The sequence below is a fragment of the Pseudomonas sp. Pme6b genome (assembly GCF_058129925.1).
Window position 1 is genome coordinate 275,497 of the sequence record NZ_CM176704.1, and the last position, 13,890, is coordinate 289,386.

Here is a 13,890-nt window from a genome sequence, read left to right on the forward strand (position 1 = left end):
TTGCCAGCAGGGCTTACTGGTTTTCAGCGACCAGATTCTTATCCAGGATCGCGTTGGCCAGTTCCATATCTGTGGCTTTCAGGCCTGGATTGTCTTTGCGTACCTGTTCGATGGCAGCTTCCAGGAACGGACCGCGGATGCCGCCGTCGCTGGCGACGAAGCTGCCTGCGTCGTCCTGGGCGGCAACGATCAGCTTGTGATCCTTGAAGGTCAGGTAAGTCGAGCCGGTGGTTGCACCGGAAGACAGCACATTACGCCAGAAGGTGTCAGCCATCGCTGAACCCATTGGGATGGAAAGCAAGGCTACGGTGGCGACAGCGAACTTGAGACGCATGATGAATTACTCCAGCTGTGGTGGTTCTGAGGGGTTGGATAGCCAAAGCTACGAACTAGTTCAATCAAGGTGTACCGCGTAGTTCACTTTAGCTGGCTCACCACGATGCACAGCCGTCTGGAACAACGCTTTCAACCCTGATCAGCGTTGCTCGCTCTGCGGTGTCACTCGCAGCACTTCCTCAAGTGTAGTCAGCCCTGCCGAGATTTTCTGGGCACCGGACAGACGCAAACTGCGCGTCCCTTCCTTGAAGGCCTGGCGACGCATGGCGGTCAGGTCCAGGTCCGCAGAAATCAATGCCTTGATGTTGTCGGACATGACCATGATCTCGTAAACCCCGGCCCGTCCCCGATAGCCGGTATCGCGACATTCCACACAACCGACCGCCTGATGTGCGCCGGGCGGTACGGGGGCCTGCCATGGGCGGGTCAGGGTTTGCCAGTCGGTTTCGTTCAGATTGATCGGTGCCTTGCAGTGCGGACACAGGGTCCGCACCAGACGCTGGGCCATGACGCCAAGGATGGTCGCCTTGAGCAGGTAATGCGGCACACCCAGCTCGAGCATACGGCTGATGGCGCTGGGTGCGTCGTTGGTGTGCAGCGTCGACAGCACCAAATGCCCGGTGAGTGCCGCCTGAATGGCCATTTCAGCGGTCTCCAGGTCGCGAATCTCGCCGATCATGATGATATCCGGGTCCTGTCGCATCAGCGCGCGCACGCCGGCGGCAAAGCTCAGTTCGATGTTGTGCTGCACCTGCATCTGGTTGAAGGCCGGCTCGACCATCTCGATGGGGTCTTCGATGGTGCACAGGTTGACCTCGGAGGTCGCCAGTTTCTTGAGGGTGGTGTACAGCGTGGTGGTCTTGCCCGAACCGGTCGGGCCGGTGACCAGAATGATGCCGTTGGGCTGACGGGTCATTTCCTGCCAGCGCCGCAGGTCGTCACTGGAGAAGCCCAGTTGGTCGAAGTCCTTGAGCAACACCTCGGGGTCGAAGATCCGCATGACCATTTTTTCGCCGAACGCGGTCGGCAGGGTCGACAGGCGCAACTCCACTTCGCGATTCTCGGGTGTGGTGGTCTTGACCCGCCCGTCCTGTGGTTTGCGTTTTTCGGCGACGTTCATCCGGCCAAGGCTTTTCAGGCGGCTGACAATCGCCATGATCACCTGCGCCGGAAACTGGTAAACGTTATGCAGCACGCCGTCGATGCGAAACCGCACGGTGCCCTGTTCGCGGCGCGGCTCGATATGAATATCGCTGGCGCGCTGCTGAAATGCGTACTGGAACAGCCAGTCGACGATATTGACGATGTGCGCGTCGTTGGCGTCCGGCTCCTGATCACTGGCGCCTAGCTTGAGCAACTGTTCGAAATTGCCCATGTTGCTCATTTTTTGCTCAGAGGCGCTGGCACCGCTGACCGACTTGGCCAGCCTGAAAAACTCCATCGCCATGCGTTGAATGTCTGTAGGGTTGGCGACCACACGCTTGATCTGCAGCTTGAGCACATGCGTAAGATCGCCTTCCCAGGAGCGCACGTAGGGTTGGGCGCTGGCGATGGTCACCGACTCGCGGTCAACCGCCACGGCCAGAATCTTGTGGCGCTGGGCAAAGGCGTAGGACATCAGTGGCGTGACCGCCGCGACGTTGATCTTCAGCGGATCGATACGCATGTAAGGCTGGCCACAGGTTTTGGCCAGCCAGGCGGTCAGGGTTTCCACGTCCAGCTTCTTGCCCGGCCGCTTGAGGTCGTCAAACTGCAGCGAAGCGAGAAACTCGAGGGGATGCAGCTGGATGTTCACCGCGCTGCGACGTTGGGTGAGTGCCGTTTCCGCGTCGTCCTGGCCGAGATAGCCTTCGGCAACCAGATCACGCAACACATCATTCAGATCGAGCCAGCGATCCTGTGAAGAGGGGGCCAGGGCTGCCATGTGGGCTCCTTGAGGCACTTCGTCATTGGACGATGAACAAGAGTAGACGCCAAGCGTGACAGCGTTACTCGTTCTATGCGACCGGGAATTGCCGAAGCGGCTAAATTGAGTCAGCCGGTCGCCAGGGCCACGTGCGTTTGTGGGCTGTTCTGCGCGTCGATCTGTTCGACTTCCACGGAGCATACATCGATCAGGTTACGCATTTTTTCGCCGATCACCTGCGCTCTGTGCCAGCTCAGGCTGGCAACTTGCAGGCCGATGAGCAGCGTCTTCTCTTGTCGCGCCACACTGAGCTGGTCGGGAATCAGGTACTGCATTGCAAACAGGTTCAGCACCTGACAAAGCAATGCAGGCTCGGCTGCAGCAACAATTTGGTAGCGCGCACAGCATGCCGCATTGCTGGATGACCAGTTGTCGGGACGCTGCAAGGGGGCGGTAACGGCTTCAAGGTCAGGCATGTGGATACTCCAGAACAGTGGGAAAATCTTTACATGCCAAAAAAGAAATTTCTGGTCCATCATCGTCTGGATTAGGCTTGATTGGACTTGTTAATGCGTAAAAAGCCAATGCGGAAAATTAATTATGCAAACCGAGCTGGACGTTTACGACCGCAAGATTCTGGCGCTGCTACAAGAGGACGCGTCGCTCTCCAGCGCGCAGATTGCCGAGCAGGTCGGCCTCTCGCAATCGCCTTGTTGGCGGCGCATTCAGCGGCTCAAGGATGAAGGGGTCATTCGTCGTCAGGTTGCGTTGCTGGATCGCAAGAAAATCGGCCTGAACACACAGATTTTCGCCGAGGTAAAACTCAACGCCCACGGGCGCTCCAACTTCACCGAGTTCACCGACTCGATTCGTGGCTTCCCGGAGGTGTTGGAGTGCTATGTACTGATGGGGTCGGTGGATTTTCTGCTGCGCATCGTGACGCCGGATATCGAGGCATACGAGCGGTTCTTCTTCGAAAAGCTGTCGCTGGTGCCCGGCATCCAGGAAGTGAACTCGACAGTGGCGCTGTCCGAGATCAAATCCACCACCAGCCTGCCGCTGCTGCGCCAGGGTGGCTGAACGTGCGCTTTTGACCATCCCGCATGCTCAAGATCGGACGCAGAGCGTCCAGAACGGCGTCCCCACGCGGAGTGGTATGCCCCCCGAAGGTTGGACAATTATCCACTTACGCTGCCTTGGCGGCCTGCATCCTGAATTCCACAGGACTCAGGCCGTTAAGCTTCAGTTTTATGCGTGAGTGATTGTAATACTCAATGTACTCTTCGATACCCGCTTGAAGCTCATCCAGATCGTTAAATTTGTTCAGGTAGAAAAATTCGGATTTCAGCGTGCTAAAAAAGCTCTCTATAGCCGCGTTGTCATAGCAGTTACCCTTGCGCGACATGCTGGCTGTGATCGAATTCTCATGGAGCAGTCGCTGGTAAATAGGCATCCGATATTGCCAGCCCTGGTCAGAATGCAAAATCGGCTTTTCATCCGGTCCAAGCCGCGTGAATGCTCCGTCAAGCATTTCGTCGACCATGGAGTACAGCGGGCGCCTGGCAATCGCATAGGAAATGATTTCGCCGTTGTACAAATCCATGATCGGCGACAGATAGAGTTTCTGGCCTCCTACTTTGAATTCGGTCACGTCGGTGGCCCATTTCTGGTTAAGGTATTGCGCTTTGAAATCACGCTTTAGCAGGTTAGGCGCGGCCTTACCTGTTTCGCCTTTGTAGAAACGGTATTTCTTCACGCGTATCAGGCTCTTCAGGCCTAGCTGCCCCATTAGTTTCTGCACCGTCTTGTGGTTCACAAGATGGCCCGCCCTGCGCAAGACTGCCGTGATGCGACGATAGCCATACCGGCCCTTATGCTCGTAGAACGTTGCCTGAATCAGGTCCTTCAGCCCTGCGTATTTGTCGTCTGCCAGCAGTACCTTTTGTTGATAGTAAAAAGTGCTGCGTGCCAGACCGGCAAACTTCAGCAGGCCGTCCAGAGAATGCAAAGGCCTCAGTTCTATTACGATTTGCGCTTTTTCTGCTGCGCTATTCGTTGCTTCTTCTGAACCAAGGCATCGAGCTTTTTTAGATAATCGACCTCCATCCGCAGTTGCTTCACCTCGGCAAGCAACTCGTCACGCGAACGCGATTCATCGTCGACTGGAGCGGAATTCACAGGGGGAAGGGTCGTCGTCATCTTTCTTGGGCGTCCAGCTTTCTCAGGGGGCTTTGAGGAGGCGTTAAGCGCACCTTCGTCAAAAAGGCGCTGCCATAGATTGATGATGCCGAACTGACGGATATCGAACAAGGCCGCTGTCTGGCGCAGTGATAATCGCTCATCATGCATGCGCTTCAAAACAGCTAGCTTGAACTCGTCACTGTAACGCTGCCGCTTTTTCTCTTTAAGAGCCGCTGGGCCGTGGATCTGATAAGCCGCGACCCACTGACGAAGACAGGAAAAGTCCACATCGTGGCGATGCGCAACATCCCTCAACCCTGCCTTGCCGGCACAATATTCTTTCACGGCTGCGAGTTTTGCCTGCACTGTATATTTACCCATGACGCCTCCAAAGGTTGCGTCCAACCTTCGGGGGTCATACCAGAGCGTGGGAACGATAGTTAACCTACGCATCAAGATGACTATCGTGCCAATGCTCCGCGTTGGCATGCAGTTCGTGACGCTCTGCGTCACAAATTTGCGCCGCACCACATGTTCAAGATCGGACGCGGAGCGTGGGGACGATAATCAACGCCACGAAATCCAGCCGTTACAAACGCAACAGGGTTTTCCACGCGCGGCTCTGGAATACGGTGATTGCCTGTTGCACGCGTGCATCAAGGACTTCATCGCTGATGTCCATATTGGCCAGTTCTTCCAGCTTGCGTAGTTCGCCGTACAGGCGGTCCAGCTCCGGCAGCTCAAGCGCGCCGCGTGCCCAGTGCAGCCAGGCCTGAATGCGCTCGATGCGCGGTAGTTGTTCGGCCAGGTCTTCTGGCTGCTGCTGATAGCGGCTCAGTTGCAGCGACGTCGCTTCTTCACCCAGCAGGCGTGGCAGCCAGCTGCTCAACAGCGCAGCGCCCTGACGATTGCCACGGGTATTGCGCTCTGTGGTCCAGCTGCGCGCCAGCAACCAACGCGAAGTGTTCAGCGAGAACTCGCCCCAGCGGGTGTCCTGCAACTCTTCCAGAAACTGCTCGTGGGCGGCACCGCGTACATCGGCATCTTCCTGCCCGGCCTGAACCAGCGGGCGCCAGTCTTCCAGCAAGGCGTCCAGCGAGGTACGCAGTTGCGCGGTCGAGGCCCGTGGGGCGGCCTGGCCAAGGCTGCTGGTCAGGGCACGCAACTCGGCGAGCATCTCGACCCAGTCCTGCAGCAGACGCCAGTGGCCGTTGAAACGGTATTGCTCGGCCAGACGCTGGCTGCTGCCCAGCAGGTGCCAGGCCAGCGCGGAGTAGGCTTCGTCGAGCGGAGTTTCTGCATTCAGTGCGGGTGCTGGCAGGCTCAGCGAGTAGCTGCCGGCATCAAGCAGACGATAACCGCGCTCTGCCTTGCTGATATCGCACGGCATCAACGGCATCAACGGCAGCGTTGCAGCCAGCTCGGCGGCCAGTTCCAGCAGCGCGGCAGGTTCGCCTTCGCGCAGTTCAAGCTCCAGCTCGCAGATTTCTTCCTTTTGCTTGCCTGCAACCACCTGGCCCAGGTCCAGCGCGGCTTCGATCACCACTTTGGCCTTGCCACGACCCCAGGCAATTTCGGCCTTTTCACGGATGAAATCGGTGGTGAACAACGGCTTGATGGTTTTCTTGTCCAGCCCGGCCAGTTGCTCGGGCCAGCAATCGCCTTCGAGCTTTTTCAGGTCGAGCTTGGCTTTGCTCAGGTCCCAGTTGTATTCATTGCGCTCGGACAGGCCGGCAACACTTTGCCCGCGCGTCTTCATGGTCTGGATGATCTGATCGCCATCGCGACGGATGCGCAGGGCGACTTTGGCCTGTGCCAGCTCGCCCTCTGGGGTATCGAAATACTGGTTCGACAGTTCAAGGCGCTCCCAGCCACTCTTGTTGCGCTTCTTGAGCAACGGGTGTTCGCGCAGTGCAGCGAGGGTCTCGCGGCTGACGCGGAGTTTGATTTCTGTTTCTTTTTGCATGGCCGGGGGAATCCAAACGCTGATACTGATAAACGGGAGCGCAGCCCATGACTGAACGGCTGCTAAGGCCGTCAGTGTACAGGACATGGCCCGAAACGGTTTATTCCTGGGTTGCTATGGCCCTATGATGGGCCGTGTTTCGTCTTGATTACAGGAAGCGCCCATGCCGTTGCCGTCCATGAAAGACCAGTTCGCCGCCTTGATCGCTGCGCCATCGGTGAGCTGCACGCAGCCTTCTCTGGACCAGACCAACCGGCCTGTCATCGATCTGCTCGCCGGATGGCTCGGGGATCTGGGTTTTGCCTGCGACATCCAGCAGGTTTCCCCCGGCAAGTTCAATCTGTTGGCAACTTATGGCACAGGTCCGGGCGGCCTGGTGCTGGCGGGCCACAGCGACACCGTACCTTTCGACGAGGCGCTGTGGAAAACCGACCCGTTGAAGCTCACCGAAGTCGATGGCCGCTGGGTCGGGCTGGGCAGCTGCGACATGAAGGGCTTCTTTGCGCTGATCATCGAGGCGGTGCGTGGGCTTATTGATCAACCGTTCAAACAGCCGCTGCTGATCCTCGCCACCTGCGATGAAGAAAGCTCGATGGCCGGGGCTCGCGCACTGGCAGAGGCCGGACGTCCGCTGGGCCGCGCAGCAGTTATCGGAGAGCCGACCGGGCTCAAGCCGATTCGCCTGCACAAAGGCGTAATGATGGAACGCATCCACATCCTTGGGCGCAGCGGCCATTCTTCAGACCCCAGCCTTGGCCACAGCGCGCTGGAGGCCATGCACGACGCGATCAGCGAACTCAAAGGCCTGCGTACGCAATGGCAAGCGCAATACCGCAACCCGCAGTTCACTGTGCCGCAACCGACCCTGAACCTGGGCTGCATTCATGGTGGCGATAACCCGAACCGGATTTGTGGCCAGTGCTCGCTGGAATTTGACCTGCGCCCATTGCCGGGCATGGACCCTGAGGTGCTGCGGGCAGCCATTCGCCACAAGCTTGAGCCGCTGGCCGAGCTGCACCAGGTAAAGATCGACTATGCTCCGCTGTTCCCCGAGTGTGCGCCCTTCGAACAGGCTGCTGACGTTGAACTTGTGCGCGTTGCTGAACGACTGACCGGTCATACGGCTGCAGCAGTAGCATTCGGCACCGAAGCGCCTTATCTTCAGCGCCTTGGCTGTGAAACGCTGGTGCTCGGCCCGGGCGATATCGCCTGTGCGCATCAGCCGGGGGAATACCTCGAAATGTCACGTCTGGACCCTACAGTGCGTCTGTTACGTCAATTGATCGAACATTACTGCCTGACTCCCCAGTGAGCCCGGTACTATCAACGTTGAATAAAAGGAGATTGCGCGTGTTGCCAAGCCTGTTCCGACGATAACCACCACACCGTTGTGCGTGCTTTTTCTCTTCGTCCATTTTCTCTACAGGCTCTTGTTGTCATGCCCGAATACGTCAACTGGCTTCGCCACGCGTCTCCGTACATCAATGCTCACCGTGATTGCACCTTCGTCGTCATGCTGCCCGGCGACGGCGTTGCGCACCCTAACTTCGGCAATATCGTCCATGACCTGGTGCTGCTGCACAGCCTGGGCGTGCGTCTGGTGCTGGTGCACGGCTCGCGTCCACAGATCGAAAGCCGCCTGGCCCAGCGCGGCATTACGCCGCGTTACCATCGCGACATGCGCATCACCGATACCGAGACGCTGGAGTGCGTGATCGATGCTGTGGGTCAGCTGCGCATCTCGATCGAGGCGCGCCTGTCGATGGACATGGCTGCTTCACCGATGCAGGGCTCGCGGCTGCGGGTGACCAGTGGCAATGTGGTGACTGCACGGCCTATCGGCGTGCTGGAAGGTGTCGATTATCAGCACACCGGCGAAGTGCGTCGGGTTGACCGCAAGGGCATCAATCGCCTGCTGGATGAGCGTCATATCGTGCTGCTGTCGCCGCTGGGTTATTCACCGACCGGCGAGATTTTCAATTTGGCCTGTGAAGACGTTGCCACGCGTGCGGCCATTGATCTGGCTGCCGACAAACTGCTGCTGTTCGGTGCCGAAACCGGGTTGCTGGACGAGCAGGGCCGACTGGTGCGCGAGCTGCGTCCGCAACAGGTACCTGCGCACTTGCAGCGTCTGGGTGCCAACTATCAGGCTGAATTGCTCGATGCAGCGGCCGAGGCCTGCCGCGGTGGTGTGGCGCGCAGCCATATCGTCAGCTATGCCGAGAATGGCGCACTGCTGACCGAGCTGTTCACCCGCGACGGTGGCGGTACGCTGGTTGCGCAGGAGCAGTTCGAGCTGGTGCGCGAAGCGGCCATTGAGGATGTCGGCGGCTTGATGGACCTGATCACGCCGCTGGAAGAGCAGGGCATTCTGGTACGTCGTTCCCGCGAAGTGCTGGAGCGCGAGATCACACAGTTCAGCGTGGTCGAGCGGGAAGGGCTGATCATTGCCTGCGCGGCGCTGTACCCGATTGCGGACTCGGAGTCAGGCGAATTGGCATGTCTGGCCGTCAATCCGGAATATCGCCACGGTGGGCGCGGGGACGAGTTGCTGGAGCGCATTGAAAACCGCGCCAGAGCGCTGGGTATCAAGACCCTGTTCGTCCTTACCACCCGTACCGCGCACTGGTTCCGTGAGCGTGGCTTCGAGCCCAGCAGCGTCGACCGCCTGCCAAGCGCCCGCGCGTCGCTGTACAACTACCAGCGTAATTCGAAGATCTTCGAAAAGGCGATTTAAGCCTGAGGGTGGACGTAGAGCATCCAGAACGGCATGCGACGCGGAGCGTCGCACGATAAGTATTTTGTGGGAGTGAGCTTGCTCACTCCCACAGTAATTGCGCGTATCAATTGCTGATCGACAGAATGCTCGCCTGATAAGACCCCACGAATGTGTCGAAATCCACCACTTCCTCGGTCGCTTCCAGCTCGGCCTGTTCTTCGATCGAGGTTTTGGCCTGGGCTTCGAAGTCTGCCTGTTCCTGAGCGCTCAGCGGGTGAGTGCGGAAGTATTCGGCGTGGACCTGACTCTGGCGCAGGGAGAACGCGGTAAAGCCCTCGTTATGCGCTTCCATGCTGGCCAGCACCTGAGCAGACGGTGTGAGCGCGGTATCGTCGATCTTTGCCTGTTGCACGGCAATCGACTTGATATGCTCATCGATGCCCTGGGCCTGATCCAGCAGTCGGGCAATCGGTGTGATTTTTTCCAGCAGCTCGGTTGCCCAGGTCTTGAGATCAACAGGGCTGTTGTTGCGCTGCAGGCTCAGGCCCGGACGGCGACCTTCCTTGACCACTGCCAGGAAGTTCGAGCTTGCATTGGAACACTCATGGCTTGCCAGTTGCTGGCTTTCCTCAAGCGCGCAGTACAGCACGAACGCATCGATGAAGCGTGATTGCTCCAGGCTGATACCGGTAGGCAGGAACGGGTTGATGTCCAGGCAGCGCACTTCAACGTACTGCACACCACGGGCCACAAGCGCCTGAATAGGGCGCTCGCCGCTATAGGTCACACGCTTGGGGCGAATGTTGGAGTAGTACTCGTTCTCGATCTGCAACACGTTGGTGTTCAACTGAACCCACTCGCCGTTCTGGTCATGAGTGCCGACATCGACGTAAGGCTTATAAGGCGTGGCCACGGCCTTGCGCAGGCTGTCGGTGTAGCTGACCAAGTCGTTATAGCAAGGGGTCAGGTCGGCCTGGGCGTCGCTTTGATAGCCCAGATCGCTCATACGCAGGCTGGTGGCGTACGGCAGATACAGTGTGTCGGCGTCGAAATGTTGTTCCAACTGATGTTTGCGGCCGCGCAGGAAGCCCGCATCCAGCGCTGGTGAAGCACCGAACAGGTACATCAGCAGCCAGCTGTAGCGGCGGAAGTTGCGGATCAGCGCGATGTAGGAATGCGATTGGTAGTCGCGCGCGTCGCCAGCGAAGTCTTCGGTCTGCTTGAGCAGCGCCCAGGCGTCCTCCGGCAACGAGAAATTGTAATGAATGCCAGCGATGCACTGCATGGTCTTGCCATAGCGCAGCGCCAGGCCTTTGCGGTACACGTATTTGAGCTTGCCGATGTTCGACGTGCCGTAATAGGCAATCGGTATGTGCTCTTCATCGGGCAGCGGGCATGGCATCGACGGGCTCCAGAGCAACTCGTCGCCCAGCTTGCTGTAGGCGAAGCGATGGATCTTGTCCAGGCTATCGATGGTCTCGGCCGGGTTCTTCAGCGCAGGCGTGATGAACTCCAGCAGCGATTCGGAATAGTCGGTCGTGACCTGACCGTTGGTCAGTGCAGCACCCAGAGCTTGCGGGTGAGGCGTCTGTGCCAGTTCTGCGGTTGCGGTAACGCGCAGGCACTCGCGCTCGATACCGTGCAGGCACTGCTCCAGCAGAGAGAGGTTGTTGCGCTCGCCGAGCAATGCAAGACGACGGTTTAAAAGTTCGCTCAAGGTGTAATCCTTCACGCATCGGTCGCCCCGATATGGGGGTGGACTTGACGGTCTACAAGGGTGAAGAAAGGAACTGGCGTAGTCGCCTGGTTGGTCTGTAGCGCCTGTTCACAATCACTGCTCTATGTCGTACCACCCAAATGGACTCGGCACCACGCTAATGGTGCCGAAATTAACCTAAATGATGTCGATACGGCTAGGTTCTGTTCACAGTGATTGCTTTCATCAGCCTTTATCGCAGTCTAGATGAGTGCGAATGTGCCCTGGGCTTTGGCGACGAGTTTGTCGCCCTGAACGACTTCAGCCTCGACCACCAGCGTGCGGCGACCCGCGTGCAGCACCTTGGCGATGCACAGGACTTCTCCCTCGGAGACGCCACGCACGTAGTTGATCTTGCACTCGATGGTGACACTGCGCTGGTCGAAACCGTGGGAGCTGGAGCAGGCCAGCCCCATGGCGATATCGACCAGACTGAAGATTGCCCCGCCGTGCATCACGTTGCCGCGATTGCGCAGATGCGCCTCCAGCGGCAACGCAACCTCCGCCACGCCCTCGTCCAGACGCCGCAGTTCGCAGCCGAGCATCTTGAAGTAGGCACTTTGGGTCAGATCTTCAGGAATATCCATCAGCGCTTCTTCAACTGCTTGGCATTGGCAAACAGCGAAGCCATTGCGTTGTTGATGGGCGCGGGTGCCGTGGTTTCCTTGCGTGGAGCGCTGTTCTGCTGGCGAGGCGAGGAGCCTGGGCGTGCACCGCGTGCACCGTCGACCTTCTCGCCGGGCGTGTCGCTCATGCGCATCGACAGGCCGACGCGTTTGCGCGGAATGTCGACTTCCATGACCTTCACTTTCACCACATCACCGGCCTTGACCGCCTCACGCGGGTCCTTGATGAACTTCTCGGACAATGCCGAGATGTGTACCAGACCGTCCTGATGCACGCCGATATCGACGAACGCACCGAAATTGGTGACGTTGGTGACCACGCCTTCGAGAATCATGCCCGGTTGCAGGTCCTTGAGTTCTTCGACACCGTCCTGAAACTCTGCCGTCTTGAACTCCGGACGCGGGTCGCGACCCGGTTTTTCGAGTTCCTGCAGAATGTCGGTCACGGTCGGCAGACCAAAGGTCTCGTCGGTGAATTTCTTCGGGTCCAGGCGTTTGAGAAAGCTCGCATCGCCAATCAACGAGCGAATATCGCGGTCGGTTTCTGCCGCAATACGCTGCACCAGTGGATAGGCTTCCGGGTGAACGGCAGAAGAGTCCAAGGGGTTGTCACCGGTCATCACGCGCAGGAAGCCTGCGGCCTGTTCAAAGGTCTTTTCGCCCAGACGGCTGACTTTCTTCAGCGCTGCACGCGTCTTGAACGCGCCGTTTTCATCGCGATGCGCAACGATGTTCTGCGCCAGTGTGGTGTTAAGGCCGGAAATCCGCGCCAGCAACGCCACCGAAGCGGTGTTCACGTCCACGCCAACAGCGTTCACGCAGTCTTCAACCACCGCGTCCAGGCCGCGCGCCAGTTTGAGCTGCGAGACGTCATGCTGATACTGACCGACACCGATGGACTTCGGATCGATTTTTACCAGCTCGGCGAGCGGGTCCTGCAAGCGACGGGCGATGGAGACCGCGCCACGGATCGATACGTCGAGGTCCGGGAATTCCTTGGCGGCCAGTTCCGACGCGGAATAAACCGATGCGCCTGCTTCGGAAACCATGACCTTGGTCATTTTCAGACCTGGGTATTTTTTGATCAGGTCAGCGGCGAGCTTGTCGGTTTCGCGGCTGGCGGTGCCGTTGCCGATAGCGATCAGATCGACCGAGTGCTTGGCGCACAGGGCAGCCAGCACGGCAATGGTCTGATCCCACTGGTTCTTCGGCACATGCGGGTAAACGGTCGCGTAGTCGAGCAGCTTGCCGGTTGCGTCCACCACAGCGACCTTGCAGCCGGTGCGCAGGCCCGGGTCCAGACCCAGTGTGGCGCGCTGGCCAGCCGGGGCGGCGAGCAGCAGGTCGTGCAGGTTATGGGCGAAAACGTTGATGGCTTCGGTCTCCGCGCCGTCGCGCAGCTCGCCCAGCAGGTCGGTTTCCAGGTGGCTGTACAACTTGACCTTCCAGGTCCAGCGCACCACCTCTGCCAGCCATTTGTCTGCAGGGCGGTTCTGGTTCTGGATGCCGAAGCGTTCACCGATCATCAGTTCGCAAGGGTGCATGGCACCCGGCAGTTCTTCACCGACTTTCAGTGCGGAGCTGAGAAAACCTTCGTTGCGGCCGCGGAAAATCGCCAGAGCACGGTGCGAAGGCATGCTCTTGAGCGGCTCGTCATGTTCGAAGTAATCGCGGAACTTGGCACCTTCCTCTTCCTTGCCCGGCACCACGCGTGCGCTGATTACTGCTTCCTGTTTGAGGAAGCTGCGCAGCTTGTCGAGCAACGATGCGTCTTCGGCGAAGCGCTCCATCAGGATGTACTTGGCGCCTTCCAGCGCAGCCTTGACATCGGCCACGCCTTTCTCGGCGTCGACAAAACGGGCTGCTTCGGCGTCCGGGGTCAGGCTCGGGTCGTTGAACAGGCCGTCGGCCAGCTCGCCCAGGCCGGCTTCAAGGGCGATCTGGCCCTTGGTGCGACGTTTCTGCTTATAAGGCAGGTACAAATCTTCAAGGCGGGTCTTGGTGTCGGCCAGCTTGATGTCGCGAGCCAGCTCCGGGGTCAGCTTGCCTTGCTCTTCAATGCTGGCAAGAATGCTGACACGCCGGTCATCCAGCTCACGCAGATAGCGCAGGCGTTCTTCCAGATGGCGCAATTGCGTGTCATCAAGACTGCCGGTCACTTCCTTGCGGTAGCGGGAAATGAAGGGCACGGTCGAGCCTTCATCCAGTAGCGCTACGGCCGCTGCGACCTGTTGTGGGCGTACGCCGAGTTCTTCGGCGATGCGGCTGTTGATGCTGTCCATAAAACCACCTGGAGTTGTGAGCAAAAAACTGGGCTATGTACGAATTGCCTTGCCTGAATATCGTCCGCCAGCATTTATTTTCAGCGCTGGCGAACCGCCACAAGGCCAGCGTTGCCTG

Annotated in this window: 11 protein-coding genes; 3 read left to right on the forward strand and 8 right to left on the reverse strand. The window is 58.8% G+C overall.

What is annotated here, in order from left to right:
- Nucleotides 1-13: 13 nt before the first annotated feature.
- From AC4ANE_RS01300 to AC4ANE_RS01310, 3 genes are all read right to left on the reverse strand, one after another.
- Entirely contained in the window at nt 14-334 is a 321-nt protein-coding gene (locus AC4ANE_RS01300) for a DUF2388 domain-containing protein (RefSeq protein ID WP_002551535.1), read from the reverse strand.
- Nucleotides 335-475: 141 nt separating this feature from the next.
- Complete coding sequence (gene tfpB / locus AC4ANE_RS01305; protein WP_002551536.1) at nt 476-2,260, reverse strand: type IV pilus assembly ATPase TfpB; 1,785 nt, start codon at nt 2,258-2,260, stop codon at nt 476-478.
- A 110-nt stretch (nt 2,261-2,370) separates the two neighbouring features.
- Nucleotides 2,371-2,718, reverse strand: a complete 348-nt coding sequence (locus AC4ANE_RS01310) for an ACT-like domain-containing protein (RefSeq protein ID WP_002551537.1) — start codon at nt 2,716-2,718, stop codon at nt 2,371-2,373.
- 124 nt (nt 2,719-2,842) lie between these two features.
- On the opposite strand from AC4ANE_RS01310, the gene AC4ANE_RS01315 reads away from it, so the two are divergent.
- Nucleotides 2,843-3,322: an Lrp/AsnC family transcriptional regulator gene (locus AC4ANE_RS01315; protein ID WP_002551538.1), complete on the forward strand. Its 480-nt coding sequence runs from the start codon at nt 2,843-2,845 to the stop codon at nt 3,320-3,322.
- A gap of 106 nt (nt 3,323-3,428) precedes the next feature.
- Here the strand turns inward: AC4ANE_RS01315 and AC4ANE_RS01320 are convergent.
- Both AC4ANE_RS01320 and AC4ANE_RS01325 read right to left on the reverse strand, forming a co-directional pair.
- Nucleotides 3,429-4,804 (reverse strand): IS3 family transposase gene (locus tag AC4ANE_RS01320; RefSeq protein WP_095178871.1). Its coding sequence is split into 2 segments (ribosomal slippage): nt 3,429-4,333 and nt 4,333-4,804, totalling 1,377 coding nucleotides; the frame shifts between segments, so codons are not numbered across the junction.
- Nucleotides 4,805-5,012: 208 nt separating this feature from the next.
- Nucleotides 5,013-6,389: a CYTH domain-containing protein gene (locus AC4ANE_RS01325; protein ID WP_460408668.1), complete on the reverse strand. Its 1,377-nt coding sequence runs from the start codon at nt 6,387-6,389 to the stop codon at nt 5,013-5,015.
- A gap of 163 nt (nt 6,390-6,552) precedes the next feature.
- Here AC4ANE_RS01325 and argE point away from each other — a divergent pair, with 163 nt between their 5' ends.
- Both argE and argA read left to right on the forward strand, forming a co-directional pair.
- On the forward strand, nt 6,553-7,701 hold the full coding sequence (gene argE / locus AC4ANE_RS01330) for an acetylornithine deacetylase (RefSeq protein WP_002555671.1): 1,149 nt from the start codon (nt 6,553-6,555) through the stop codon (nt 7,699-7,701).
- Between the two features lie 126 nt (nt 7,702-7,827).
- On the forward strand, nt 7,828-9,126 hold the full coding sequence (gene argA / locus AC4ANE_RS01335; RefSeq protein ID WP_002555672.1) for an amino-acid N-acetyltransferase: 1,299 nt from the start codon (nt 7,828-7,830) through the stop codon (nt 9,124-9,126).
- Nucleotides 9,127-9,232: 106 nt separating this feature from the next.
- Here argA and gshA read toward each other — a convergent pair whose 3' ends face one another.
- From gshA to AC4ANE_RS01350, 3 genes are all read right to left on the reverse strand, one after another.
- On the reverse strand, nt 9,233-10,825 hold the full coding sequence (gshA, locus tag AC4ANE_RS01340) for a glutamate--cysteine ligase (protein ID WP_002555673.1): 1,593 nt from the start codon (nt 10,823-10,825) through the stop codon (nt 9,233-9,235).
- A 242-nt stretch (nt 10,826-11,067) separates the two neighbouring features.
- A complete protein-coding gene (locus AC4ANE_RS01345) occupies nt 11,068-11,451 on the reverse strand; it encodes a PaaI family thioesterase (RefSeq protein WP_002555674.1) in 384 nt (127 codons plus the stop codon).
- The gene (locus AC4ANE_RS01350; protein WP_002555675.1) at nt 11,451-13,772 is read right to left on the reverse strand and encodes a Tex family protein; all 2,322 of its coding nucleotides are present in this window, start codon (nt 13,770-13,772) and stop codon (nt 11,451-11,453) included. Before AC4ANE_RS01350 ends, AC4ANE_RS01345 begins: the two co-directional genes overlap by 1 nt.
- Nucleotides 13,773-13,890 lie beyond the last annotated feature (118 nt).

Coding starts and splice junctions, on each gene's coding strand:
- AC4ANE_RS01300 (WP_002551535.1), bottom strand. CDS start 334: ATGCGTCTCAAGTTCGCTGTCGCCACCGTAGCCTTGCTTTCCATCCCA.
- AC4ANE_RS01310 (WP_002551537.1), bottom strand. CDS start 2,718: ATGCCTGACCTTGAAGCCGTTACCGCCCCCTTGCAGCGTCCCGACAAC.
- AC4ANE_RS01315 (WP_002551538.1), top strand. CDS start 2,843: ATGCAAACCGAGCTGGACGTTTACGACCGCAAGATTCTGGCGCTGCTA.
- AC4ANE_RS01350 (WP_002555675.1), bottom strand. CDS start 13,772: ATGGACAGCATCAACAGCCGCATCGCCGAAGAACTCGGCGTACGCCCA.
- AC4ANE_RS01325 (WP_460408668.1), bottom strand. CDS start 6,389: ATGCAAAAAGAAACAGAAATCAAACTCCGCGTCAGCCGCGAGACCCTC.
- argA (WP_002555672.1), top strand. CDS start 7,828: ATGCCCGAATACGTCAACTGGCTTCGCCACGCGTCTCCGTACATCAAT.
- tfpB (WP_002551536.1), bottom strand. CDS start 2,260: ATGGCAGCCCTGGCCCCCTCTTCACAGGATCGCTGGCTCGATCTGAAT.
- argE (WP_002555671.1), top strand. CDS start 6,553: ATGCCGTTGCCGTCCATGAAAGACCAGTTCGCCGCCTTGATCGCTGCG.
- AC4ANE_RS01345 (WP_002555674.1), bottom strand. CDS start 11,451: ATGGATATTCCTGAAGATCTGACCCAAAGTGCCTACTTCAAGATGCTC.